Genomic DNA, 25,196 nt, shown 5'->3' on the forward strand with positions numbered 1-25,196 from the left:
TGATGAAATTGCCGCTTATCGTTCTACACCAAAGCAAAATCATAAACTTTCTTTACCTGTGAGAAAAACCAAGCTGTGCTTGGTCCTTAATCTCCAGCCATGTGTGATGGGCTCGTGTCTTTTCGGTGCTGAATCACCGCTTCGGTTACTCGCTGCCGCGGGCAGTCCAGGAGCCTCCTCAGACAGACAGGAATCTGCGCTTTGATTCTTAGCCAAAACACGGGTCTATTGGTTTGAAAGACGAATCAGATACTTTCTTACTCCTTAAAAAAAATGCTCCCCGCTGTTTACGGAGAGCATCTCATTTCTAGAGGGCGTACGGGAATTGAACCCGCGATCATGGAATGAGAATCCATTGGCTTAACCACTTGCCCAACGCCCTATACCATGTTTGCACGCTGAATAGGCGTTTTAACCACCCATTCAGCACGACAAACATTATACCACAGTTTTGATCATTGATTCAAGCAATTATTTTTAATTTCTGGATGTGATACTTACCTCGGATGACCTTATCGTATGAGGTTTAAACGCTTGCGGCAATAATTTTCACGCCTGAGCTGGCTCCGATTCGTGAGGCACCTGCTTCAATCATCGCTTCCGCATCTGCCTTAGAGTGAATGCCCCCGGCTGCCTTGACACCAATTCCGCTGCCCACCGTCTTCCGCATCAGTGCAACATCTTTCACGGTTGCCCCACCGCTAGAGAATCCGGTTGAGGTCTTGACATAATCTGCGCCTGCTTGAACCGCTAATTGGCAGGCCAGTACCTTTTCATCGTCGCTAAGCAGGCAAGCTTCAATGATCACTTTAACAAGCGCTTGCTTGTTTGCCGCTGCAACAACAGCACCAATATCCGATTCTACTGCATCCGTTTGCCCACTTTTTAGGGCACCGATATTGATCACCATATCGACTTCATCAGCGCCTTTAGCAATTGCATCTTTAGTTTCAAATGCCTTCGCTTCACTCGTTGACGCACCCAGCGGGAAGCCGATCACCGTGCACACCTTTGTTTTGCTGTTCTTTAGTTGATCAGCCGCTAGACGAACCCAACACGGGTTAATGCAGACGGAGGCAAACCCGAACTTTTTGGCTTCATCTGTAATTCTGATAATCTCTGCTTCTGTTGCTTCTGGTTTAAGAACCGTATGGTCAATATAGCTCGCAAGTTTATTCATCGAATTGATCACCCTTATTCTTTATTTCTTTAGCTGATAATGCGGCGAATCAGTTGCAACGGCTCGGCCTGCTCGGTTATCGAAATACTCTGTTCCAGTTTTTCTAAGACGTGATCGATATCCTCAGTATCCGCATGAATGGTCAACAACGATTCGCCTTCTTTTACTTTGTCGCCAACCTTTTTATGCAAGACAATTCCAGTCGCATGATTGATTGAATCTTCTTTTGTTGCGCGCCCAGCGCCAAGCAGCATCGCCGCAAGTCCTATTTGATCCGCCTTTAATCGTGCCACGACTCCTGAAGATGATGCCCGAAACTCGAATTGATGCTGTGCTTTCGGCAACCGTTCCGGATGGTCGATAATCTCCGGATCACCGCCTTGGTTGGTGATGAACTGCTTAAATTTTTCATAGGCCTTTCCTTGAGCAAGCGCTTGTTCAAGCTGCTTGCGTGCATCCGGCAAATGGTCCGCTTTGCCGGCAAAAAGCACCATGCGGCTGCCAAGTTCATAAACCAATTCCTTTAAATCACTCGGTCCATTTCCTTTTAATGTCTCAATGGCTTCTTTTACTTCAAGCGCGTTGCCGATTGCATAGCCAAGCGGCTGCGCCATATCCGTAATCACTGCGGACGTTTCCCGCCCCACATGTTTTCCAATCTGAACCATCGTCTTGGCCAAGCGTATGGCATCGCGTTCATTTTTCATAAAAGCGCCGTCGCCGCAGGTTACTTCGAGAACAATCGCATCCGCGCCGGCAGCAATTTTCTTGCTCATAATCGAGCTGGCAATCAGCGGAATCGATTCAACCGAACCGCTGACATCACGCAGTGCATAAAGTTTTTTATCGGCAGGCACAAGATCGCCTGTTTGTCCGATTACCGCAATATGATCATGATTGACATGATCGATGAACTGCTTACCGCTCATCTCCACAGAAAATCCGGGAATGGACTCCAGCTTGTCAATCGTTCCTCCGGTAAATCCAAGGCCGCGTCCACTCATTTTCGCAACCTTTACACCAAGTGAGGCTACAAGCGGCGCCAAAACAAGTGTGGTCGTATCACCAACACCGCCGGTCGAATGTTTATCCACTTTCTTTCCGGCAATTGCAGACAAATCTACGGTATCGCCTGAATCAACCATTGCACGTGTCAGTTCGGCAATTTCGGCATCATTCATGTCTCGAAAACAAATCGCCATGGCAAGTGCGCTGGCTTGGTAATCGGGGATTGTGCCGCCTACATAGCCTTCAATGAAAAAGCGGATCTCCTCAGGAGACATAACGCCTCCGTCTCGCTTCTTCGTGATGATGTCAACCATTCTCATTTTGGCTCACCTCGAATTTAGTTTAAGAAACTTAGGAAGCTTTCACCCGTTTTCGGCATTTCCACAGCAAAATTATCGGCCACAGTCGCACCTAAATCAGCAAATGTCTGTCGAACGGGGAGCGCTTCGACTGAAGAAAAGGATGGTGAATAGACGAGCAGCGGTACAAATTCACGTGTATGATCCGTTCCTCGGAACCCCGGATCATTGCCGTGGTCCGCCGTAATCATCAACAGATCATCTTTTTTCAATTTTGGAAGTGCTTCACCGAGCTGACGGTCAAACGCCTCCAACGCTTTCCCAAAAAGAACCGGCTCGCGGCGATGCCCGTATTTGGCGTCAAAATCGACGAGGTTCGTGAAGCTTAGCCCATGAAAATCACGGTCAAGCAGTGCAATGAACCGCTCCATACCATCTTCGTTGCTGACGGTGTGCCATCCTTCTTTTATTCCTTTGCCACTGAAAATATCATTAATTTTCCCGACTGCCAGCGTATCCAGTCCCGCATCATCTAGAAAATTGAGCGCGGTTTTTTCAGGCGGAACCAATGTCAGATCGCGACGATTGGCTGTGCGTTCAAACGTATCCGCAGAGTTGCCCACATATGGACGTGCAATGACCCGGCCGAGGTGATAGGGCTCATCAATGGTCAGCTTACGTGCATATTCACAAATTTTGTAGAGTTCCTCAAGCGGGATCACATGCTCATGGGCTGCAATCTGCAGTACTGAATCTCCGGATGTGTAAACAATGAGTTCACCGGTCTTCAGTTGACGCTCACCAAGTTTCTGGATAATTTCCGTTCCGCTCGCCGGCTTGTTCCAGAGGACTTTTCTGCCGCTGAAAGATTCAATCTTTTGAATCAGTTCATCGGGAAAGCCATTTGGAAATGTATGCAGCGGCGTCCTAACCGGAAGCCCCATCATTTCCCAATGCCCGTCCATACTGTCCTTTCCAGCCGACACTTCGTGCATTTTCGTATAATAGGCCAGTGGCTGCTCCTGAATCGGAACACCTTGAATTGGTCGTTCCGGACGAATATTGGATAAGCCTAACTTTGTTAAATTGGGGACGTTCAATCCATTCATTGCTTCTGCTGTATGGCCCAAGGTGTCGCAGCCTTCATCATTATAGTTTGCTGCATCGGTTGCTTCGCCAATACCAACCGAATCCAAGACAATGATATGAATCCGTTTAAAGCGTTTGGTCATGGGATCCTCCTATTAAGTAAAACGGTTCGAAAAAACCGCGTATTTGTCACTCGCGTAAAATCTATCTCCCATTTTACCCCAACCCATAAAAAGGAGCAAAAAACTCCGAATCAGGCGTTCCGTGGCCTGATCCAGAGTCTTTTGCTCCTGTCTGCTCATTGCACTGTTTCGTTCATTCTTCGTTGTATTTTCTGGATTCTTCCTTCAGATGAACAAGGTCGACAAGCATGGCGTGATAAGGCGCCTGAAGTCCATGCTTCTCTGCAAGGCGGACAATCGCGCCATTGATGTAATCCACTTCGGTCGGCCGATTCGTGCTCATATCCTGATGCATTGACGGATAGTGGCGCGGATTGCCGACCTCCGATACATACATCACTTGATCAACCAGCGCATCTTTTGTTTCTTCCATTTTAATGCCCTCTGCATCGATCGCTGTGTAGGCTTCATCGATCAATTTGCGCGCCATTTCTTTCGCATTTTTGTAAGCAGCGAATTGACCCATTTTAATATTCATCAGTGTACAAAGGGTATTAACAACCGAGTTAAAGACAAGCTTGGTCCAGACGGTACCCATATAGTCTTTCTGAACCGTCGGATGCATTAATGCCTTTTCCATTTCGTCGGCAACCTTATAGATGAAGTCATTCGGCTCGCCTTCAACACGGACAATATGCGCATGACCGCCGCCTCGTTTACCAATGAAGTCTACCTTACCCGGCCCTTTCAGTACGGTCGCAATCATTGCGGTTCCGGCAATAATGCGCGTACGCGGCACAAACTGTGCAATGTATTCAGCACCGCCAAAGCCGTTTTGATTGGTCATCACATAGGTATTCTCCCCAATGAAAGGTTTGCAGCGTTCCATTGTTTCCACCGTATGCATGTCTTTAACAAAGACAATCGCCAGTTCCGGTGCTTCATGATATTCTTCCGGATAGCTGATACTGACATCAACAAAGCGTTCATCTTTTCCATCGCGCCACACATGGACGCCTCCATTTTTTTTGATCGCTTCAACATTGGGTTCCCATGTGTCGACAAAATGAACGTCATTGCCTGCCTCCTGCAGCAGAACACCGTACCTTAACCCCATTGCGCCTGCACCGATCACAACAATCTTCATCCTTCTCGTCTCCTTTTCGTATAGTCTCTTTTTTCTCATCTCTCTTTGTCTTTCCTGCCTCTTTTTCTGATGGGTTTCTCCCATTCGCTTCTCTTTTTCCATACGAAAAGCCCCATTCAGGGAATTCTGAATGGGGCTTTCTCAAGTCCCGCTCAGAACGAAGAGGACTCGAGGTACACGCGATCGTTTATCGACGGTGATGCACCTGAGCCCTAGCTAATCAAAATGACGACTACTTTTATCGTTCTGAACTGAAACATAATGGTAACCTTCTTGAAAGACAATTTTTGTGAGTGTTGTTAGTTTACATGATCCCTTTATGAATGTCAATAGAATTTTAAGAATATTTATATTTAAGAATTAATACCCGTCGAGAAAACATGCCATGCCTACTCAAACAAGTTCGCTCTATCCTTTAGGGGCCTGAATCAACACTTTGGTGCCCACTTTCCGCGGACGATCCGCGAGCCTCCTCAGACAGGTTCCGCTGGCATGCGGCCCGATTAGATGAAAAAAAGGTGCCTCATCGTCAAAATGAATTGACGTTTGAGACACCTTTGTTCGTTCGATCAATCTTTTAGGTCATTGATCGAATCGATCTTTACATAGGACGGAACAACGAGTCCAAGCTTTGTTCCCTCCAAATTCGGACCTAGATCGGTAACCTTACTTTTAAATTGTTTCATGTAATCAGCATGTGTCGTCGGCAGCCATGCGGCAACGATGGCATCATCACTGCCCTTAGCCAGTCCAGCCCACATTTGTCCGGCACCCAGCTGTTCAAGCGTTACGTTGTAGCCTAAATCTTCAAGTACCGCTGCCACAACATTCGTGCTGGCAATTTCAGAAGCCCAAGCTACATAACCGAGCTTGATGCTCTTGCCGCTGACTTTATTAGCACCTTTTGTCCATGCGCTGACTTTGTCTGCATTATCCTTAACCCATTGGGCGGCTGCTTTCTTCGCATCGGTACCGTTTTGAATCGAGAGCATTACTTTTCCCATATCATCAGCAGTCCAAGAGAATTGATCCAGAACCTTGGTTGCATTCGGGTCTTTCTTTTCGAAGCCCTTATGAACGACGGTATGAATTTTCTCTTCTTTCCCATAAATACCCTTCGGATCCTTCAGATACTTCAGATCATATTTCTGGAACATCCAATGCGGCGTCCAGCCGGTAACGACGATCGGTTCTTTTTTCTTAATCGCTTTATCAAGTGCAGCAATCATCGTTGACTCAGAACCGGACTGTACCGTCCAATTGCTCAGCTCGTAATCCTTAATGACTTTGTCGGTCAGTTTCATTTCGCCTGCGCCAGGATCAATACCGATAATTTTGTGATCGACTTTATTGCCAAACGCATCGGCATTTCCTGAACTCTGACTCTGACATCCGGCTAGCGTCAAGGCAACTAAAATAAACAGACTCATCATGATACGATTCATTTTCTTCAAGTTAGGATTCCCCCGTTTTTTTATTTCGCGTATTTTGTGAAATGCGGTCCAGCATGATCGCAATAATCACGATCGCAAGACCCGCTTCAACACCAATGTCGGTACGCAGTGATGTTACTGCGAGATAGACATCGGCACCAAGTCCCGGTGCGCCAACCAGTGACGCAACAACGACCATTGACAGTGAAAGCATAATGCTTTGATTGACACCGGCCATGACGGTCGGCGCTGCTATTGGAATTTGGACTTTAAAGAGTTTTTGCCAAGTGGTCGAGCCAAATGCATCTGAAGCCTCTATTAAATCTGATGGAACCTGACGAATGCCGAGTCCGGTCATACGAATCGTCGGCGGCATGGCAAACACAATCGTTGCCACAACTCCCGGAGGCATGCCGGTACCAAACAGAAAAATAGCTGGAATCAAGTAAACAAATGAAGGCATGGTCTGCATAAAGTCAAGAATTGGCGTCATAATGCGATGAAACGTTTTATTGATCCCAGCCAAGATTCCAAGTGGAAACCCAATAAGAATCGACAAAACAACCGAGGTCAGAACAAGCGCAAACGTCTGCATCGCGTGTGCCCAATAACCTAAATCATAAATTAAGACCAAACCGATCAAAGTAAATAAAGCAACTCCGATACCGCGACGCCAAAAAGCGATGGCCACGCAAATTAAAATGAAAACAATCGGCGTCATTAAAGCAAAGATCCAGACCAGACTGTCCACAAAACTCTGTATTCCTGAAGCAATGTAACCGAAAAACCCTTCAAAATGATCCGTGATGAATTGAATCAGCAAATCAGCCCAGTGGCCGATCGGAATTTTTGGCAAAAACGTTTCATTCATACGTTCTGAACCTCCTCAGCCTTAGTGAAGGCGGTGTTTCCGGCCAGAGCATGAATGATTGCGGCACGGCGCACCAGTCCGCGTAACCTGCCCTGTTCATCAACAACAGCAAGCGGAATCGTGGACTTGGAAATATCTTCAAACAAGTCACTCAGATGAGTGTCTACTTGTACCGGTTTCACTTCCTGTACGATCTCCCTCAGCGGTGTACCTGATTTAGATGCTGCCGCAGCGTCATCCGCATCCACCACACCGAGCAATTTTTTATTGCGGTCTACAGCAAAAATACTGGAAATGCCATTGTCATTCATTAGCTGCAATGCCACACGTGCACCACGGTCACAAGTCATTGCCTCCGCACGCGTCATAATATGGCCGGCCGTGATGACTTTGCTCAAGTCAACATCCTCAACAAAGTGTTCCACATATTCATTAGCCGGATTCATCAAGATATCTTCCGGCGAGCCAATTTGAACAATTTGTCCATCTTTCATGAGTGCGATTCGGTCACCAATGCGCAACGCTTCATCCAGGTCATGTGTAATGAACACAATTGTTTTTTGCATATCGCTCTGCAAATCGAGCAACTGATCCTGCATTTCTTTACGGATTAATGGATCGAGCGCACTAAATGCCTCGTCCATAAGCAGAATATCCGTATCACTGGCTAACGCTCTTGCCAAACCGACACGCTGCTGCATCCCCCCGGACAGCTGATCCGGAAAGCTGTCCTCATAACCTTTCAGCCCGACACGTATGAGGGCTTGACGTGCACGTTCCTTTCGTTCCTCTTTATCAACGCCTTGGATCTCCAACCCAAACAGCGTGTTATCAAGAACTGTTCGATGTGGAAACAGTGCGAACCCTTGAAAAACCATACTGATTTTTTTACGGCGTACCGTGCGCAATTGCTCGGCATTCATTCGCGTAATATCTTCGCCATCAATCAGAATCGTTCCTGAAGTCGGATTGATTAACCGATTCAACAATCGAACAAGTGTCGACTTGCCACTGCCCGATAAGCCCATGATGACAAAGATCTCATTGGATTCTACGTTAAAGGTTGCACCAGCCACACCAACATTTAAGTCAGTTTTTTCTTTAATCGCTTGTTTGCTTAGCCCTTTTTTCAAAAGTTCCAACCCGCGTTTCGGACTTTTTCCGAATATCTTAGTTGCTTGCTTCACCTCAAGCTTTTTCATTGAAACACCTCAGCTTTCTTCGTTTATTTTTGTCAAATACCTGTAAAAATAAAGACAGAATTTCTTCAGTTCCGCAAAATTTTTCGCATTTATTTTTACTCGGAGCACGCAAAACGCTGCTGTGTACCGTGGATGGGCACGACATTTTTTCCAAAAACTTTTTTATCGCATCACTCGCAACATAAACCATGTTAACATAGTTGTTTGTACAGTTCAAACTGTACAAACCGATAAAACTATGTATACTGAATGAATAGATGTGCAACAAATTCCATCTTTTCAGAGAGAATAGCAACGGGTACAATGAACTGTAGTGAATTTTACAATGAAGTTGGTGAATGAAATGGATCGCTCTGAGATCGTTGAAAACATAAGAGATCGTGTCATTGAATCTGTATCACAAAATATGTATCTTTACGGCGTTTCCCCTTCGATCGGGCGACTGTATGGCACCTTATTTTTCAATGGTGAACCGATGACCTTAGATGATATGAAAGAAGAATTAAAAATGAGCAAGACCAGCATGAGTACTTCCGTACGTACACTCATGGAACTGAATATGGTTGAGCGTGCCTGGAGAAAAGGGATTCGAAAAGACTTGTACGAAGCTCAGGACGACTGGTACCAAATCTTTACCGATTTCTTTTCGAATCAATGGCGAAAAGTTACTGCGATGAATATGAAGGCTGTACGTCAATCCTTAAGCGAATTAACGCGACTCATGGATGATCCTGAGCTTTCCGAAAGCGACCGCGAATTGATCCAAACGGACATGGATAAATATCAATACATTTTAAATTATTACAAATGGCTGAACGAGTTTTTTGATTTTCTGAACAGCGATGAATTATACCAAGTTGTGAAGAAGAAAATGGACAATGAAAAAAAATAATGCGCGCGTATCTCAACCAGCGCTGACCCTTCAATGAACAAGACCCCCTAAAGTTGCCTTTCCTTTGTCCAACTTCAGGGGGTCCTTTCAATAAGGATTCATTATTTATTTTGCACGCTACGCGTACGCATCAAGCTGTAGTCCACGGGCAAAAAGCGCCCGGTGCTGAATCGTCGCTTCGGTTACTCGCTTGCCGCGGGCGCCGGAGCGCTTTCGTGTCTGTAACGGACTTATTGATGAAATGCCGCTGTTCGCCGTACTACAAGACAAATCATATAAAAAGTGGCCCCGCAATCGCGAGGCCACTTCTTTATCACTCAACTCATTTTTTTGCTGGTTCAGGAAGTTCAACTTCTGCGCGTCCAAGGCTTTCACCTTTAATTGCTGCGTTGAAGTTGTCGTAGCTTGTTGAAATCATGTTTGAAACGGCTACATCCGTCATTGCAGCAACGTGAGGCGTAATCAATACCTTCGGATACAATTCGATCAATTCTTTGATCGTAGCATCTGGGAATTCAGTGCCATCAGAGAAATCTTTGCCGAAGAAGCGTGCTTCGTCGGTCAATACGTCAGCGCCGAAGCCTTCGAGCTTGCCACTCTTGATCGCTTTAACAACAGCAGCTTCATCAATGAGTTCACCGCGAGCCGTGTTGATCAAGATCGCGCCGTCTTTCATCTTGCCGATGAAGTCTTCACCAACAAAGTTTTCGTTCTTGCCCGGGAAGTATGGAAGGTGCAGGCTGACAATATCAGATTCAGCAAGCAGTTCATCCAATTCCTTGAATTCAACCAATTTCTTAGCGAAGTCGCTTTGGAAGATGTCGTAGCCGAGCAATTTCGCGCCAAGACCTTTATACAGTTCTGCTTCAACGCAGCCGATATGGCCTGTTCCAACGATACCAACCGTAATTTTGTGTACTTCGTGGCTGAAGTTTGTTTCTGTTACGGTAAAGTTCAGTTTCGATGTACGAGCAGTTGTGTAAACCGTGTGACGAAGAAGTGCCGTACCAAGATAAACAGCAAGCTCTGCAATTGCATTCGGTGAGTATGCAGGGACGCGGGCAACTTTGATACCGAGATCTGCAGCAGCCTGAAGATCAATGTGGTTGAAGCCTGCGGTACGTGTAAATACATAGTTGATGCCGTAGTCATTGAATTTTTCCAGGTTTGCACGATCTGCAAGGCAGTTGACGAAAAGCAATACGCCATCGTAACCTTTTGCCAAATCGCCGTTGTCTGCAGTAAGCAAATCATTAACCAATGTCAATTCAAAGCCATATTTGTTCAATTCACTGTACAAATGTTCTTCATAAGGTTCTACACCATACGCAATAATTTTAAAAGCCATGCTGAAACATCCTCCTAGAGAAATTTATTCTACCCCGATGTTTCTGAACATCAGGGATGTACCCTTATTCGTGATTGTTTTCACAATGGAAAAACTTTTTCAACGCCCGACAAACAGTCAGTCAACCGTTTGTTAGTTTAACCTATTGTTTAACGAACGATTCTGAAACCTTTTTTCACTTTAAAAGTATACCATTGCATGTGATTATCGACAATCCGGCAATGTGCTGAAAAAGTGATTTTTTTGTGAATCATGCCCTTTTGGCACGTGGTTTGCAGCAACGGCGCGTTGCCATTCCACATCAAGCTTCACATCAATATAGAGATGCAACTTTGAGGAAAACGTATTTCGTCCAATCAAAAAATTTCTTTAACCGCCCTTTTCATTTACGGCCTGCCCTGCCATGACAAAATGTAAGAGAAGCCAAGCTACACCTAGTCCCTGCTTTTACAGGATGTGCTTATGGTAGTCCTACAAAGTAAAGTCATCTATTTCCTTTTCTTTTGACAAAAAGGTTATTCATAGGACATGTAACTGTCCCATGAATAACCTCAAGCGGATCACGGATCATTAATTATTCTTTTTCATCAGAGTCAGCATCAGCAGCAAGAACAGGATCAAAGTTCGCCACTTCAATAATAATTGGTGTTCCTTTTGCAATCGTTGATCCTTCAGGTACAGTAATCAATAAGTTGCCAACTCCATTTTCACCTGCTGTATAAGCAAAATTGTCCTCCATCTGTACGACACCATTAATGTAGACATTGATATAACTATTATTAAGCTCTAGTTCCGGAAATGATTGAACCGCTGCACCTGTATCATCTAAGAACTTCGCCGCATCAATTTTCACGACCGTCTCCTCTGGCACCGACTGCTCCAGTTCATAGAAAAAACGGGTCACTGACGGCGATAGTGCGATGCTCGTTTTCGCCTCGAATACAGGTTTAATGATTTTAAGGCCCATCCTATCTCCTCCTTTAATCGATAGATCAGATTTCTATTGAGAGGGAGCGCATTGCTTAATCGTTCTCATCTCTCATCTTGGCTGACTTAGTACACCATATGCTCGAAAAGGAAAAAGGACATCCACGAAAGCCAACAAACAAAAAGATAAGAAAAACACCTAAACGGATCATGGTGGGCATGAAACACACGCGAAAGAAATGCCGACAGAAAATAAACAAGCAACAGCCTCATTGAATGCAGCGTGCACCGCCTTTATACGTCTAATCTGCCGATCAAAAAACAGGGCGCACTCAATCCGGGCGTACTCATATACTGTTAGCGGGAGAGGGGAAGTAAAATGGAACACCGTTTTTATGCAAAAAGAAAATCACTCATTCCTCAGCCGTTTCTGTCACTTCCAAAAGCAGTACGCGGCCCAAAACGTTTATTTACGCATCCGCAACAGGTGGATACGCTCACGTTTTACACGTTATCCGACGGGCGGAAACGGGTGTACACATCCGCTGACGCCCTTCGCGGCCATGGCACAGAAGTCATTTTAGCCCCTGATGAAGTATCCTACATGAACTTATTCATTAACGGCATTTTACAATCCAAGCAAAGCTATGCCGTTGCTCAAGGGAAGTTAATCATCCGTACAGAGGACATCCCAATTAAAGGAACGCCAATCATTTTGCAAATGGTTACCATTCGCTAACGGAAAATGCAAAGAAACGGTTCATGCTGACTTTAAAAACAGCGCCTATACCGTTCTCGCACACGCGTTATAGCCGTTACGGTTTGCCGGTGCATTTGCATAAATACCGCTGCACTTTTTTTGTTTTAAACGCATTAAGGCAAAGGATACGCATTACCGACATGACAATAGATGAATTCCCGTCATAAACCGCTTGCTGCTTAAATACACTGTTTATGGCTATTTTTTATGATTAGTTGCAGGTACAGACAAAGCGAAACGTTACAATGGGGTGGGTGGTTTATCTATATGACGAGCGACACGCAACGCATTGAGAGAGAACTCAGTTATCTGAAGGGTATTAACGCCAAAACAGCCGCCTTTATCAGTACAACGGCTCGAAAATCAAGCGGGCTGCGTGTGCTGCCAAGACGATCTGCAATGGGATTTACTGCAATCAACTTCTTGGTAACGGAAATGGATCAAGCAAGAGCATGCTTCTGCGCTTTAGATGGCCATGTTGACTATATATTCATTGATATCGAGCGAAAACAAGACCTGACACTGATCCACGAAGCCCGACGACTGATCACAAGATCTAAGGTCCTGACGTGTAAACCGAATGATGCGACGATTGAATCCTGTGATCTGCTCATTAGGCATCATTACGCGGATCGGTTGGAGCATAAGTCCGTACTTGTGGTCGGATCAGGAAATTTAAGTACTAAAATCGCTTTGAGATTGGCCGAACGGCAAGCAAAGGTGTACCTGCAAAGCAGAAATCATCAAAAAACTGCACAAATCGCAGAAGCGCTCAATTTGATGCTTCCTAAATTTTCGCCTCCAATTCAAGCAATTCAAGAACCTCAGCAACACTACACGATGATCATTTCCTTTCTATCTGCAGAACGAATCATCGGCCCGAACTACTTACCACTGCTAAGCACGCATTCCTTAGTCATTGACGGCGGGATTAACAATTTTACCGCATCATTCATTCAAGGCGCTCTGGCAAAAGGCGTCACATGTTACCGATTGGATGTCCGGATTGCTTTTCTGTACCATTTGCTTCTTCTAAGCAATGAAGCAGAAGCATTCTTTTCGCAAGTCATGGGGCGCATCACCGTCCCTGATAGGGGGTATGATATGGTGTCCGGCGGGATTATCGGCAACCGGGGCGATCTCATCGTTGATCAAGTCATGACTCCCACTCAAGTTGTAGGTATTGCAGACGGATTCGGCGGGGTCAAACCATCCTCTGCGTACACCCAAGACGAAAAACAGCGCGTTGCCCGTTCGTTAAAAGCGCTGAACGCCAAGCAAGCGTAACGCACCATTCCATTACCCTTCCATATGACGTAAAAAGTGCAGCGCACGTATTTCACGCTGCACTTTTTATATTCAGACACCTGGCATTGCTAAAGCGTTCGGCCCATTCATTCAAGAGAGACAGAGTTAGTTAATGAAACCGTCTTTCTCTAACATCGCTTTGATCTCATGTTTACGCATTAACCCCTCTTTGGAACTGTATTCTGCAATTTTTGCCGCGGGGTAGTTTGCGTAATGTTCTTCCACACCCTCAATCGGGAGGGTTGGAAGAATCACATAATACTGATCGCTGTAAACAATGGTTTTCCTACTTTCATTTAAAGAAAGCAGCAGCTCATGAATTTTTTCCCCTGGACGAACACCAAGTGTCTCAATCGTTATCTTTGTTCTTCCCGAAGCTTCAATCAGCACCTGTGCCAGATCACTAATTTTACAGGAAGACATTTTCATGACAAAGGTTTCTCCGCCAACGCTTTCATAAGTGGCCTTCAAAACAAGCTTAATTGCGTCTTGCACAGACATGAAAAAGCGCGTCATATTAGGATCGGTAATGCCGATCTTATTGCTTTGTTCCATCTGGCTTTTAAAGACATGGATGACACTTCCGTTTGTTCCTAATACGTTTCCGCCACGGACACAGACAAATTTCGTTTGTGCGGTCAATGTATTTGCATGAATCACCAAGCGCTCGCCCATTGCTTTTGAAAATCCGTAAAAGTTTAGTGGATCAGAAGCCTTATCCGTTGAGATATAAACCACTTTTTTCACGCCGCAATGAATCGCTGCATCAATGACATGCTGCGTGCCGATCACATTTGTTTTCAGAGCATCGAGCGGCTGCTCTTCACAAACAGGGACATGCTTTAATGCTGCTAGGTGAAAAATATAATCCACCCCTCGGCAAGCTTCAATAAGTGCATCCTTTTCTCTTATGTCACCTATAATAAAACGCATTCGAGATTCCCCATTAAATACTTGTCTCATGATAAATTGATTGTTTTCATTGCGTGAAAAAATCCTAATTTCTTTTGGCCCTTTATCTAATAGTTGCCTAACTAACTCATAGCCCCATGATCCCGTTCCACCCGTTACAAGGATGGTCTGATTGTTCAACACGTCCAATGCCTCCTAATTTCAACGTTACGCTATTAAACTCATCCGTCGTCGTTCGGCTTTTTTCTGTTTTTATAAGGAAGAACGCTCCTTTGCTACGCGATGGCCACGTGGTGAATCGAACGATTTCGTTGATCAAGCGCCGACTCTTATAACGTATGCAATCCTAGTTTCATTGTCATAGGCAGTCTCCTTAATTTAAAGCGAAATAGGAATAAATGCCGGTGTACTGAAGATAAATGAGATACGCGCCCGCTGATGCTATTTTCACAGAGAAGCAGCGGAGATATTTCGATCTTTAGGTCAACTATCCAAACCAAATTCGGGATCGAGCAATACATTATGTCATATAGCGAAAGCGGGCGGGTTGACTTTTGAAAATACTGCTTGCCAGGTATTGGGTGATTCCTCATGTCGGTGGGGTTTGGAACTTCCTATGAATTTCTATGAGTGGCAGCAGCGTCTTTTGGATTAAGCGACTATGATCTCATCCACACACAAGATGTGTTGGCAACGGTCGCCATAAGCCGTATCAAGCTGAAGCATGTCCCACTCGTCGCAACATTGTATGGATCCGTCACACTCAAAGTTTTCTATGAGCTTGAAACAACCCAGCAGTCTTCTTGACCACCAGCCCCTGTCCGTCATTGAAGCTCAACTTGCCGGAAAAGTGGTTGTTGTAAGCCGTTCAGGCGGATTGCCTGAATGGGTGGCTGATGGCGTCACCGGAATGGTTATACTAAGCGTGATCCTCAGACACTATGTGAAACGTTTGATCTTTTGTTAGACAACAACCGACTCAGAGAAAAACGAGGAACCCATGCAAACAAATGGGGGCACAGTCATTGGTCTTAAGAACATGCTGTACCAAATTTAGTGCGTGTCTATGAACAGGTAAGTGCAAAGGAGGACCGGATTAAACAATGAAGCGGACTACTCTGTTTATCTTAAAATATAAACTATTGCATTGGTTTTCAAGAACCCGTTTTAAAATCAAACAATTTCGGGAACTGGGAGAAATTGAACAAGTGAAGAAGGAAGTCCATTTAAAAAGAAAGAAGAGGTGCACCATGCGTTTTAAAACGATCAATGGAACCTATGATGCGATTTTCAGTTTAGGCGACTTATGCTTAGCCAGTATTCAATTAAGAAGACACAATCTGCGTCCATTTGCCGGCGTTATCGACTGGATGGGATCGCCATCTCTGAATGATGTCAATCGCTTGCTTAAAAATAGATTTGAAGGGTTTATGGACGCTTCACATCTGTCGATTAGAGGCTATGCCAATGCACAAAATTTACTAGTCGCTGAGGAGCAGTATGGTATTATGTCAAATCATGACTTCGATACAGAAAGAAATACCTTAGCCTATTTGGCAACCTATCCGGAAGTAAAAGCAAAATTTGATCGTCGAATTAAGCGATTCTTAAACAAATGCGAAACAAGCAAACGGATTCTTTTTGTTCGAACCGAGGGGACATTTGATGAAATTCTAGCATTAGAAGATACCTTATCTAAACTGGTTAAGGGCGACTTCCGCATTCTTGTGATCAACCATACAAACGTTGCTGGGATCGTTGTCAAAGACTGGCCGCTTGACAATGTCCTTTCACTGGAGTTCCCTAATGGTGAAAGATGGGAAGGAAATAACGCACTTTGGGCTCAAGTCTTAAAAGGGGTTCATATTAGATAAACTGCAGAAACTGTTAAATCACGCTCAATTCGCACAACGCTAAAGCTGCCGACCAAGCAGACACTTTGGCGTTGTTTTTTGTTCACAAAGAATGTACAGGATTAGACCTTTCTGATCTAGAACACAATCATTGCTTCGATCAGCGCCAACCTAAAAAAAATAGACGATTAAAATATTTTTTTGTCAAAAAGAAAGAAACATGCCTACACAATATCATGCCTGCACAATACAGTAACAATATATCAACCATAGGAGAGATGCGGACAATGAAAATTTTGCTAGCCACTTATTGGTCCATTCCCCATGTGGGCGGGGTTTGGCAATATATGACCCAGCTGAAAAAAAAGCTGGAGTCATATGGTCATGAAGTTGATCTGCTTGGCTACGATCAATCCAACCTTAACGTCACCGTGATCAATAAAGGATTGGTTCTGTCAAGAGAACAGGTTACTCCATTAATCGATGCCCATTTTACGCAAGAAAATTATCCTGCAATGTATGCTAATTTCTTAGTGAAATGGACAGAAATGCAGCGTTATGTCTATGAATTAAGCGCCGCTTATTTCGGTGTTAAAGATTATGACATCATCCACACTCAGGATGTACTCTCCACCGTTGCAATGAGCCGAATCAAGGATCCAAATACACCCTTAATTGCCACTCTGCACGGATCCGTTGCTCACGAGATCAGACGTCAGTTGAAAACCGTTCACAAGTCGGAAACGGCTTATCTCGCCAGAACATACTACGATGAGTTGGAACACGACGGAGCGGTATCAGCAGACACAACCATCGTCTGCAATCAGTGGTTGCAAACAATGCTGACCGATGAATTCCATGTTCCGAAAGATCAGCTTAAGGTGCTGCATTACGGATTTGATACCGAGAGCTTTATTCAGAAATTACATCAAAAGGCAACCCTTGAGGCACCGAAGGGCAAAAAAGTAATTATTTACACCGGAAGGCTCGTTGAACTTAAAGGCGTCAATTATCTCATCGACGCATTAGCCAAACTGAAACAAATTAGAAACGACTGGGTAGGCTGGATCGTCGGTACTGGTGAAAAAGAATCGGAACTCAAAAGCCAAGTGCTGTCGCTTGGTCTCGGTGATTCCGTGCGGTTTCTAGGAAAAAGAGAGGATGTGCCAAGTCTGCTCACTCAAGCAGATATACTTGTTCTGCCGACATTGATTGAAAACCAGCCCTTATCAGTGATCGAAGCACAAATAGCGGGCAAAGCGGTGATTGCAAGCAATGTTGGCGGAATCTCGGAAATGATTCAGCAGGGTGTGACAGGCATGTTGACACCGCCTGAAAATGCTGATGCACTATTCAATATGATCAATCAGCTGCTCTCTGATAATCATTTGAGAAAAAAACTCGGAATTAATGCTCGAAAATGGGGTTTGACACATTGGTCAATCGATCGCGGCACTCAGGATCTTCTGAACGTCTATCTTCAGGCCATATACACCAAAAGAAAGGGTGAGAAGCTTGTATAAGCTGATTGAATTCTTCAAATATATTTTTCTCGTCTGCTATTGGAAAGTTACCGATCTTTTGAAAAAAGCATGGGGGAAGAAACCAAGCAACACGCCTGACTTTATGAGTGAGCAACGTACTGATCCTACGCTTTTAAACATCAAAGACACGCATTCACTCTTTACTTCTCCGCCTCAGGAGGACGCAACAGTCTTCATGTCGGAACCTATTTTCGAGAAGATTATTCATTCGCTGCCAACCAGTTATACCTTTCCGGATCTCAGCACATTGAGCAATATCGATGCGCGCTACAACGCGACGACAGACGTTAAACATGATGTAAAACGTAAGGGTGGCCGGACGGTTTCCAAAATAAACGCGGAGCTTCCAAACGACAACACAATCCTTCCATATGCCGCTGCCATGAAAACCAATCCATCGAAGCATTTGAATCAACGGATTCATCTTACCAAAGCAGTCACACCAACCATTGCCCCTAAGCCTGAGAAGCGTTCAGCCTTGAGCCCGTACGAAAACAGAAAGGCAGCAGTACCGAAAACCGAGCCTGCGCTCAGCATTACACCGCTTCAGTCAAGTAAGAAGATTATCGAGCCTGTTGATCAGAACCCGAAGTCCTCAAAAAACGGTCACTATAAATTTGTCTTTATAAAGTAATGACCGACTAGGGAGGCAGCACAATGAAAGCAATTGTTTCAGGAGGTGCAGGATTTATCGGTGCTCATCTCGTGGATGCGTTGATTAACCGCGGTGATGAGGTTCACATTATTGATAATCTGCACTCAGGCCACCTTGAAGCCCTCCATCCGCGTGCCACGGTGCATGTAATGGACGGTTCGAGTCCGGAGATTAAGGATCTGATTGTTCGGATCAAACCTGATGTCGTCTTCCATTTAGCAGATCATCCAGAAACAGCAGCAGCCTCCTCCGCACCGTCACTGAATTCCGGTTCCGCCATTACAATTGACGGTACGATCCATTTGTTGGAGGGCTGCCGCCTTGCCCGAGTCAATAAGGTCATTTTCGCGTCAACCGCTGCTGTATATGGTGACCCTCGGACTGATCTGATCGCAGAGAAGGATCCCCCGAGACCAACAACCAAGTATGGATGGGCAAAATTAGCAGAAGAGTCTTACATCCGTCTTTTTAATCGTATCGAACAGCTTCCTTACACCATTCTCAGATATGCCAGTGTATTTGGTCCAAGACAGCACACACAAAAAACAGACGGCGTGATTTCCTCCTTTATAAATCAGATAAAGAAAGGGGAACCGTTAACCGTATTTGGAGATGGAACGCAAAGCCGTGACTTTATTTATGTAAAGGATATCGTTCGCGCAAATTTGGCTGCAGTCAATCATGGTGACGGGGAGGTTATTCATATCAGTACCTCACTGACAACGACCATCAACCAGCTCATTGAAATGCTTGAGCAAATCCATGGATCACGATTAAACATCATTTATACAGATCCAAACCCGGCAGACGTCCGCCACATTGCACTGGATAATACCAAAGCAAAGCAGCTGCTCCATTTCTCGCCAATCTACTCGTTAATGGATGGCTTGAGAAAAACGTACGCAGCAGAAGTCCTAAATAAAGATCGGTTTGGCTAAATCTTCAGATCTCGCAACACATCTTTCGGTGCTGAATCGTCGCTTCGGTTACTCGCTTACCGCGGGCGCACCGCGAGCTCCTCAGACAGGCAGGAATCTGCGGGATCTCGCTGGCACGCATCAACAACGCGCGATCCCGCTGGCGCCAGAGCGCCTCCGCTTTGATTCTCGGTCAAGACACAGCTCTATTGGCTTGAAGACGGGACAAAATCATAAACTTTATCCTGTTAGAAAACTTGGCTTTGCCAAGCCTCTGGCGAAGGCAAAGTCGCCGCCCGCGACGGCCATGGACGGCCTAGTGTTCGGTGAGCCGCAGGACGCGGCGTTCTACCGAACCACTTACACTCGTTTCCTTAAATCTTTGATTTTCTATCCTTTCTTACCAGTGTAAAAAATGAATCTGCCGGAAATACGCGGCAGATCCATTTTTTATTCGTCCGTCCTTGGACAGATTAATCCTTAACTTCCTTATACTTATTACTTAAAACATCTAACTGCATAACTTTCCCTGAATTTTTATAGTATCGAAAAAAACCGATGGACGGTGCCGTATCAGAATCTGCGGCGCTGTCGTTTTTGTGGTTCTCTCTCAATTCCATTGAGTAGTACGCACCGTCATCGCGCGTATCGATATACACCTTATTCGGTGAATAACCGGCCGCTTGAATGACCGCCAGCTCCGCCTCTTTCTGTTGTGCTTGAACCTCCGTTGTGCTGCTTGACGAACGGCTTGCCTTACTTCCTGAACTGCTTGGAGCAGCTGATGGCGGCGCTGTTTCATCCGAATAATTCACTGCACTTGACGAGGACTCCTCAGAGAATGCTTCGGATGATGACATACTTGAAGAAGCGGCTGACGCTGTCGTCACACTTCCTTCACGCATCGTTACCACTTGTTTTTTCAGAGCGATGGCATCTTTTTTAAGCACTGCAGAACCTTTTTCTTGGTTAATGACTAAGTTCAACAATTTTTTAGTTTGCGCCGGCTGATTGATCGAACGCTTTGCATGAATAAAGTTGTTGGTCTGTGCTAAAAGAAGCGTTGCCTGATGATCTTTTTCTTTGTGCGTTAAAGCTTTCTTAAAAGCACTTGCCGCAGCATCATAATCCTTAGAAACCAAGGCAGCCTGTCCTTTTTCCATCTCTTGGTCATAAGCCTTGTCCTCTTGATTTGCGCATCCACCTAGGACAAGAACTACGATTATGAATAATGCTAGTAGTGTCTTCTTCATGGGTTGCCTCCCGTTTCACATGATGTTGTGCTCTTTTAATCTTAACATCTTTTTTTATTTTTTGATCCATTTTCCCAAAGGATTGACGCAATTGATGCGCTTTAGGCACTGATTCCCGCTTCGATGCGTACACTGTTACGATCTTTGAACGAAAGGGACTGAAGACCATGCAACGTGATGAATCACCCTATTACGGCTCAATGACTCAGTGTCACGAGGTACCGATCACCTTCCCGGCACAGCACCAAGATCAGCAGCCAGGTCTGGAGTATTTGATGAATCCCAAACCAATCTATGATAACCCAAGCTATATCGGTACAGGAAAATTAAAAGACAGGGTTGCCATCGTCACTGGCGGCGACAGTGGCATCGGTCGGGCTGTTGCCGTTGCCTTCGCCAAGGAAGGTGCGGATCTGGTCATTGTCTCCATGAAGTCGGAAGAAGAAGATGCTCAGACTACGAAAACAGCCATTGAAAAGCTGGGCCGAAGCGCGCTGCTTCTGCCGATTGACTTGAGGCAGCGCGGCGCCGCAGATCAGATTGTGTCCCGCGCCTTGCAAAGCTATCGAAAAATAAACATTCTGATCAACAATGCCGGCGTTCAATTCCCACAACCATCACTGGAAGCAATCAGCGACAAACAGCTGGAAACTACTTTTGATGTGAATATCAAAGCGATGTTCCGGCTCTCACGGGCAGTGATCCCCCATTTGCAGCGCGGCGACAGTATTGTGAACACAACATCCATCCAAGCGTATCTTGCCAGCAGAAATCTGATTGATTACGCTTCGACAAAGGGGGCCATTGTCAGCTTTACACGAGCATTGGCACATAGTCTTGCAGGTCAAGGGATTCGTGTCAATGCGATTGCTCCCGGTCCAATCTGGACACCGCTCCAACCGGCCTCGTGGTCTGCCGATACGGTTCAGACGCTTGGCGCTGATACGCCAATGAAACGTGCTGGACAGCCTTATGAGCTCGCTCCTGCCTATGTCCTCCTCGCCTCTGACGATGGTTCCTATATCACCGGACAGGTCATTCATATCAATGGCGGACAAACGATGGCGTCTTAGATGCCGCTTTGGCTCGACAAGCTTCAGCGACTCGCCATCAAAAAGCGTCTCAAAGTCGAACACGGACTTTTGAGACGCTCATTTTATACGTTTTTTACTTTTATACTAGCCTTTAGCCGCATACCTCTTGAGCAGCGGAGAAAACAATGCCCAGCTTTTCCCAGCGGGCTTCTTCCGCAGAGGACGGTCCCGTTTCACGATCATAACGTACTTCGTTCATTCAGGCAACCTTAAGTGAAGCTGTTTCTCATTGTTTATAGTCTTCCGCCAGCTTTTCGAAAGCTGCAAGCGAGCGTTCAACTTTTTCTGTTGGAATACAGTAGGCCATGCGGAAGTAGCCTGGGCATCCGAAGCTGTCTGCCGGAACAAGGATCAGATCATACTTTAACGCGCGTTTAGAGAAGGCGACGGCGTCCTCTTCCAATGCCTTCGGAAAAATATAGAACGTCCCGCCCGGTTTGACGCAAGAAAAGCCGAGCTTGGTCAAGCCGTCATACAAGATGTCTTTATTTTTTTCGTAGACCGACAAATCTGATGTTTGATCAATGACTTCAGCAACGGCAAGCTGAATGATCGACGGCGGGCAGTTATGACCGATGCCACGCGATATTTGTCCGCACATGTTCACGATCAGTTCGGCGTCAGGGCAATTCGGATTCACCGCAACGTAGCCAATCCGTTCGCCGGGAAGCGACAGCGACTTGCTGAATGAATAGCAGGTTAGCGTGTTCGCGTAGTACGTTGCGACATAAGGCGCATCGACATGGTTGAAAACAATTTCACGGTACGGTTCATCCGAAATCAAATAAATGTCATGACCGAATTCTTCTTGTTTCTGAGTCAGAATCGATGCGAGCTTTTTAATGGTTTCCGTAGAGTAGACCGCACCGGATGGGTTATTCGGCGTGTTGATCAGTACTGCGGAAACTTTTGGCGACAGCATTTCCTCGAATGCATCAAAGTTAATCTGAAACGTTTCCGTATTCGGCGGAACAACCTTCAGTTCAGCATCGAGACCGTGCACATAAGGGGTATACTCCGGGAAGAACGGTGCGAAGGTTAACACTTCATCGCCCGCAGCCACAACTGAGCGCAGTGCATGTGCCAAGGCACCTGCTGCACCGGAAGTCATAAAGATATGTTCTTTCTTATAATTTAAACCAAATCGTCTGGAAAGCGACGCAGCCACTTTTTCACGAACCGAGGTGATGCCAAGGCTTGGGCTGTATCCGTGTACCGCCATTGGATTATCGCTTGAGGCCAGCTTGACCAGCTGATCCGTAAATTCCTGAGGTACGGGCACAGACGGATTGCCCAGACTGTAATCGAAGATATTCTCTGCGCATATCTGTTTTGCCCGTTCTGTTGCATATTCCGAAAGCTCGCGAATAACTGATTTCTGACCGAGCATTTGTTTATATTTTTCCGCAATCATGGTATACTCCCTCTCTCTTTGGCTACCCGTCTCTGACGATCAAGCCTGTCTTTTCTCACATGCACTGCTATTATACCCGATCTTGTCCACTGATTGCTATGCGCTCGTATGATTTCTTGTGTCCATTCACCGATTGAGCAACCGGCAATGGGGGTGTTTTGTCTTTTTTTATTTCCCTTATGTTAATCTAAAAGATGGGGTGAAAAAGATGAAGTTTTGGACAAATGGGACTTTTTATACAATGAGAAAACCTGGAGAAACCATCCATTGCGTGCTCACAGAACATGGAAAAATTGTCGCAACCGGTCACGAAGCTGAAGCGCAGGTTCGGGGAAGAGCTGTTGACGTCATGGACCTTAAAGGCAGGACGATTTTTCCCGGTTTTATCGACAGCCATCTGCATTTGATCTGGTATGGACAAGCCTTGGATCGACTCAATCTTTCAAAGGCTACAACCAAAAAAGCATGTCTCGAAGCTATTGCCGCGCGTGCCGAAATATTGAAGGATGGCGACTGGCTGTTTGTCGAAGGCTATGACGACAATCGTTTAACCGACAGCAACCGACTTTTGACGTGCCGCGATCTCGATGCGATCAGCCGCACGCATCCGATCCTGGTCCGGCGCATCGATTACCACACCGTCAGCATCAATACGCCGTTCATTCACGCAATTGGACTCAAACGCAATCAAGTCTTTGACGGAGGCGGAATGATTGACTTAGATGATGATGGTTTCCCGACCGGGGTTTTGCGCGATGAGGCATCGACACTCGCCATAGAGCGATTCCCAAAAGAGTCTCAGGCAGAACTGGCGCGGCTAATCCGGATCGCCGTCAACGATTTATGGAAAAAAGGGATTGTTGGTGCACACTCAGAGGACCTTCATTACTTCAATGGGCTTGTTGGGACCGTCCGAGCGTATCGGCAGACACTAAACGAACCCTTCCCGTTTCGCGCGCATCTGCTCGTTCATCACCGTGAACTGGATGCTTACTTACGCGCGCCCCGCACCGTTACCTCGCCCGACGAATTTGTGACACTCGGCGCAGTGAAGATTTTCTATGATGGTACGGTTGGCTCACATACCGCCTTCATGACCCAACCGTATGCCGGGGAGCCGAATAATTACGGGCTGCAGTTTCATCGCGCGGAAGCCTTTGAGCAGATCGTGCAGCAAGCACGACTCGCGCAGCTTCCGGTGGCAGTTCATATCATTGGCGATCGCGCTTTTGCCGACGTGGTTCACGTACTCAAGAAATTCCCGCCGCAGCCGGGTCAGCTTGATCGCATGATTCATACGCCGTGGCTGCGCAGCGATATGCTTGATGCGGCAAAAGGCATGCCGCTGATTTTTGACATTCAGCCGCAATTCATGAGCAGCGACATGCCTTGGGCACTGGATGTCCTTGGTTCGGACTTTCCGCCGCTTGCCTTCGCCTGGAAATCGATCAAGGAAAACGGCTTCCCGATAGCCGGTGGGAGTGATGCCCCAATCGAAGTCCCTAACCCGTTTCTGGCCATCCATGCTGCCGTTACACGGACTTGCAATTCAGATGTGAACGGCAAGCGTTATTTTCCTGAAGAAGCGCTGAGTATTTTTGATGCGCTGTCGCTTTATACTTCAGGCAGTGCGGCAGCGGCTGGTCAGAGCGGTTCATGCGGGACGATTGCACCCGGCAAGTTTGCCGATTTCACGGTACTCGATCAAGATCCCTTTACCGTTGATCCTGCAGATCTGCGTGCGCTGACCATTCGAAAAACCATCGTTAACGAGCAGATTGTCTATGAGCGGTGAGATGACAACTCGTTTTTAACTTTGGGCCACTCCTTTAACTTTTCTAACGCGATGGAGTCGGACGCATTGACGGATATGAAGCAGGGACGTTTCCTGCTTCCGAAAAGTATATACACAATTGGCCAAGATTGATTGCGCGGATGCGCGTCATACGGTTGCTTAGCTAGGGACGC

23 protein-coding genes and 1 tRNA gene are annotated in these 25,196 nt (G+C 45.9%); 11 read left to right on the top strand and 13 right to left on the bottom strand.

Translation table 11 applies throughout. The annotated features are described in order from the left end of the window. Window positions 1-310: 310 nt before the first annotated feature. The 8 genes from AA84_RS0110195 to AA84_RS0110230 all read right to left on the bottom strand — a co-directional run bounded on the left by AA84_RS0110195 (window position 311) and on the right by AA84_RS0110230 (window position 8,351). Window positions 311-382, bottom strand: a tRNA-Glu gene (locus AA84_RS0110195). A 144-nt stretch (window positions 383-526) separates the two neighbouring features. After that, the gene (gene deoC, locus AA84_RS0110200; protein WP_028977116.1) at window positions 527-1,180 is read right to left on the bottom strand and encodes a deoxyribose-phosphate aldolase; all 654 of its coding nucleotides are present in this window, start codon (window positions 1,178-1,180) and stop codon (window positions 527-529) included. 29 nt (window positions 1,181-1,209) lie between these two features. Next, window positions 1,210-2,508 carry a pyrimidine-nucleoside phosphorylase gene (locus AA84_RS0110205; RefSeq protein WP_028977117.1) on the bottom strand — a complete coding sequence of 433 codons (1,299 nt, stop codon included), beginning with the start codon at window positions 2,506-2,508 and terminating at the stop codon, window positions 1,210-1,212. Between the two features lie 17 nt (window positions 2,509-2,525). After that, a complete protein-coding gene (locus AA84_RS0110210) occupies window positions 2,526-3,719 on the bottom strand; it encodes a phosphopentomutase (RefSeq protein WP_028977118.1) in 1,194 nt (397 codons plus the stop codon). A gap of 172 nt (window positions 3,720-3,891) precedes the next feature. Next, window positions 3,892-4,845 carry a ketopantoate reductase family protein gene (locus tag AA84_RS0110215; protein WP_028977119.1) on the bottom strand — a complete coding sequence of 318 codons (954 nt, stop codon included), beginning with the start codon at window positions 4,843-4,845 and terminating at the stop codon, window positions 3,892-3,894. Between the two features lie 569 nt (window positions 4,846-5,414). Next, on the bottom strand, window positions 5,415-6,290 hold the full coding sequence (locus tag AA84_RS0110220; protein WP_028977120.1) for a glycine betaine ABC transporter substrate-binding protein: 876 nt from the start codon (window positions 6,288-6,290) through the stop codon (window positions 5,415-5,417). Window positions 6,291-6,300: 10 nt separating this feature from the next. Continuing rightward, entirely contained in the window at window positions 6,301-7,149 is an 849-nt protein-coding gene (locus AA84_RS0110225; RefSeq protein WP_028977121.1) for an ABC transporter permease, read from the bottom strand. Next, a complete protein-coding gene (locus AA84_RS0110230; protein ID WP_028977122.1) occupies window positions 7,146-8,351 on the bottom strand; it encodes a quaternary amine ABC transporter ATP-binding protein in 1,206 nt (401 codons plus the stop codon). The genes AA84_RS0110225 and AA84_RS0110230 overlap by 4 nt, the downstream gene beginning before the upstream one ends. A 325-nt stretch (window positions 8,352-8,676) precedes the next feature. On the opposite strand from AA84_RS0110230, the gene AA84_RS0110240 reads away from it, so the two are divergent. Continuing rightward, window positions 8,677-9,243 (top strand): GbsR/MarR family transcriptional regulator, encoded by a 567-nt coding sequence (locus AA84_RS0110240; protein WP_081791764.1) that lies wholly within the window; start codon window positions 8,677-8,679, stop codon window positions 9,241-9,243. Between the two features lie 322 nt (window positions 9,244-9,565). Here the strand turns inward: AA84_RS0110240 and AA84_RS0110245 are convergent, their stop codons facing one another. Together AA84_RS0110245 and AA84_RS0110255 are read right to left on the bottom strand one after the other, a co-directional pair. Further along, window positions 9,566-10,591 (bottom strand): NAD(P)-dependent oxidoreductase, encoded by a 1,026-nt coding sequence (locus tag AA84_RS0110245; RefSeq protein ID WP_028977125.1) that lies wholly within the window; start codon window positions 10,589-10,591, stop codon window positions 9,566-9,568. Between the two features lie 574 nt (window positions 10,592-11,165). Then, on the bottom strand, window positions 11,166-11,558 hold the full coding sequence (locus tag AA84_RS0110255; RefSeq protein WP_010024027.1) for a DUF4183 domain-containing protein: 393 nt from the start codon (window positions 11,556-11,558) through the stop codon (window positions 11,166-11,168). Window positions 11,559-11,897: 339 nt separating this feature from the next. On the opposite strand from AA84_RS0110255, the gene AA84_RS0110260 reads away from it, so the two are divergent. Together AA84_RS0110260 and AA84_RS0110265 are read left to right on the top strand one after the other, a co-directional pair. Further along, complete coding sequence (locus tag AA84_RS0110260; protein WP_028977126.1) at window positions 11,898-12,257, top strand: DUF4183 domain-containing protein; 360 nt, start codon at window positions 11,898-11,900, stop codon at window positions 12,255-12,257. Window positions 12,258-12,545: 288 nt separating this feature from the next. Beyond that, window positions 12,546-13,565, top strand: a complete 1,020-nt coding sequence (locus tag AA84_RS0110265; RefSeq protein ID WP_028977127.1) for a Rossmann-fold NAD(P)-binding domain-containing protein — start codon at window positions 12,546-12,548, stop codon at window positions 13,563-13,565. 126 nt (window positions 13,566-13,691) lie between these two features. On the opposite strand, the gene AA84_RS0110270 is transcribed toward AA84_RS0110265, so the two are convergent. Then, complete coding sequence (locus AA84_RS0110270; RefSeq protein ID WP_081791765.1) at window positions 13,692-14,681, bottom strand: polysaccharide biosynthesis protein; 990 nt, start codon at window positions 14,679-14,681, stop codon at window positions 13,692-13,694. Window positions 14,682-15,128: 447 nt separating this feature from the next. Here AA84_RS0110270 and AA84_RS19185 point away from each other — a divergent pair, with 447 nt between their 5' ends. From AA84_RS19185 to AA84_RS0110295, 6 genes are all read left to right on the top strand, one after another. Next, window positions 15,129-15,305 carry a hypothetical protein gene (locus AA84_RS19185; protein ID WP_156031396.1) on the top strand — a complete coding sequence of 59 codons (177 nt, stop codon included), beginning with the start codon at window positions 15,129-15,131 and terminating at the stop codon, window positions 15,303-15,305. Further along, on the top strand, window positions 15,274-15,465 hold the full coding sequence (locus AA84_RS18650; RefSeq protein WP_223362342.1) for a glycosyltransferase: 192 nt from the start codon (window positions 15,274-15,276) through the stop codon (window positions 15,463-15,465). The genes AA84_RS19185 and AA84_RS18650 overlap by 32 nt, the downstream gene beginning before the upstream one ends. A 136-nt stretch (window positions 15,466-15,601) precedes the next feature. Next, window positions 15,602-16,372: a DUF1796 family putative cysteine peptidase gene (locus AA84_RS0110280; protein WP_081787945.1), complete on the top strand. Its 771-nt coding sequence runs from the start codon at window positions 15,602-15,604 to the stop codon at window positions 16,370-16,372. 266 nt (window positions 16,373-16,638) lie between these two features. Then, window positions 16,639-17,874: a glycosyltransferase family 4 protein gene (locus AA84_RS0110285; RefSeq protein ID WP_028977130.1), complete on the top strand. Its 1,236-nt coding sequence runs from the start codon at window positions 16,639-16,641 to the stop codon at window positions 17,872-17,874. After that, the gene (locus AA84_RS0110290; RefSeq protein ID WP_028977131.1) at window positions 17,867-18,529 is read left to right on the top strand and encodes a hypothetical protein; all 663 of its coding nucleotides are present in this window, start codon (window positions 17,867-17,869) and stop codon (window positions 18,527-18,529) included. Before AA84_RS0110285 ends, AA84_RS0110290 begins: the two co-directional genes overlap by 8 nt. A 23-nt stretch (window positions 18,530-18,552) precedes the next feature. Further along, on the top strand, window positions 18,553-19,488 hold the full coding sequence (locus AA84_RS0110295) for an NAD-dependent epimerase/dehydratase family protein (RefSeq protein ID WP_028977132.1): 936 nt from the start codon (window positions 18,553-18,555) through the stop codon (window positions 19,486-19,488). A 452-nt stretch (window positions 19,489-19,940) separates the two neighbouring features. Here AA84_RS0110295 and AA84_RS0110305 read toward each other — a convergent pair whose 3' ends face one another. After that, window positions 19,941-20,720, bottom strand: a complete 780-nt coding sequence (locus tag AA84_RS0110305) for an outer membrane protein assembly factor BamD (RefSeq protein WP_028977134.1) — start codon at window positions 20,718-20,720, stop codon at window positions 19,941-19,943. Between the two features lie 167 nt (window positions 20,721-20,887). Between AA84_RS0110305 and AA84_RS0110310 the strand changes: the two genes are divergently transcribed. Continuing rightward, window positions 20,888-21,793 carry an SDR family oxidoreductase gene (locus AA84_RS0110310; RefSeq protein ID WP_028977135.1) on the top strand — a complete coding sequence of 302 codons (906 nt, stop codon included), beginning with the start codon at window positions 20,888-20,890 and terminating at the stop codon, window positions 21,791-21,793. A 247-nt stretch (window positions 21,794-22,040) separates the two neighbouring features. Here AA84_RS0110310 and AA84_RS0110320 read toward each other — a convergent pair whose 3' ends face one another. After that, entirely contained in the window at window positions 22,041-23,228 is a 1,188-nt protein-coding gene (locus AA84_RS0110320) for a pyridoxal phosphate-dependent aminotransferase (protein WP_028977136.1), read from the bottom strand. 208 nt (window positions 23,229-23,436) lie between these two features. Between AA84_RS0110320 and AA84_RS0110325 the strand changes: the two genes are divergently transcribed. Next, window positions 23,437-25,023 carry an amidohydrolase gene (locus AA84_RS0110325; protein ID WP_028977137.1) on the top strand — a complete coding sequence of 529 codons (1,587 nt, stop codon included), beginning with the start codon at window positions 23,437-23,439 and terminating at the stop codon, window positions 25,021-25,023. The last annotated feature ends 173 nt before the right edge of the window (window positions 25,024-25,196 follow it).

The organism is Sporolactobacillus terrae DSM 11697 (assembly GCF_000648615.1).
GTDB lineage: Bacteria > Bacillota > Bacilli > Bacillales > Sporolactobacillaceae > Sporolactobacillus > Sporolactobacillus terrae.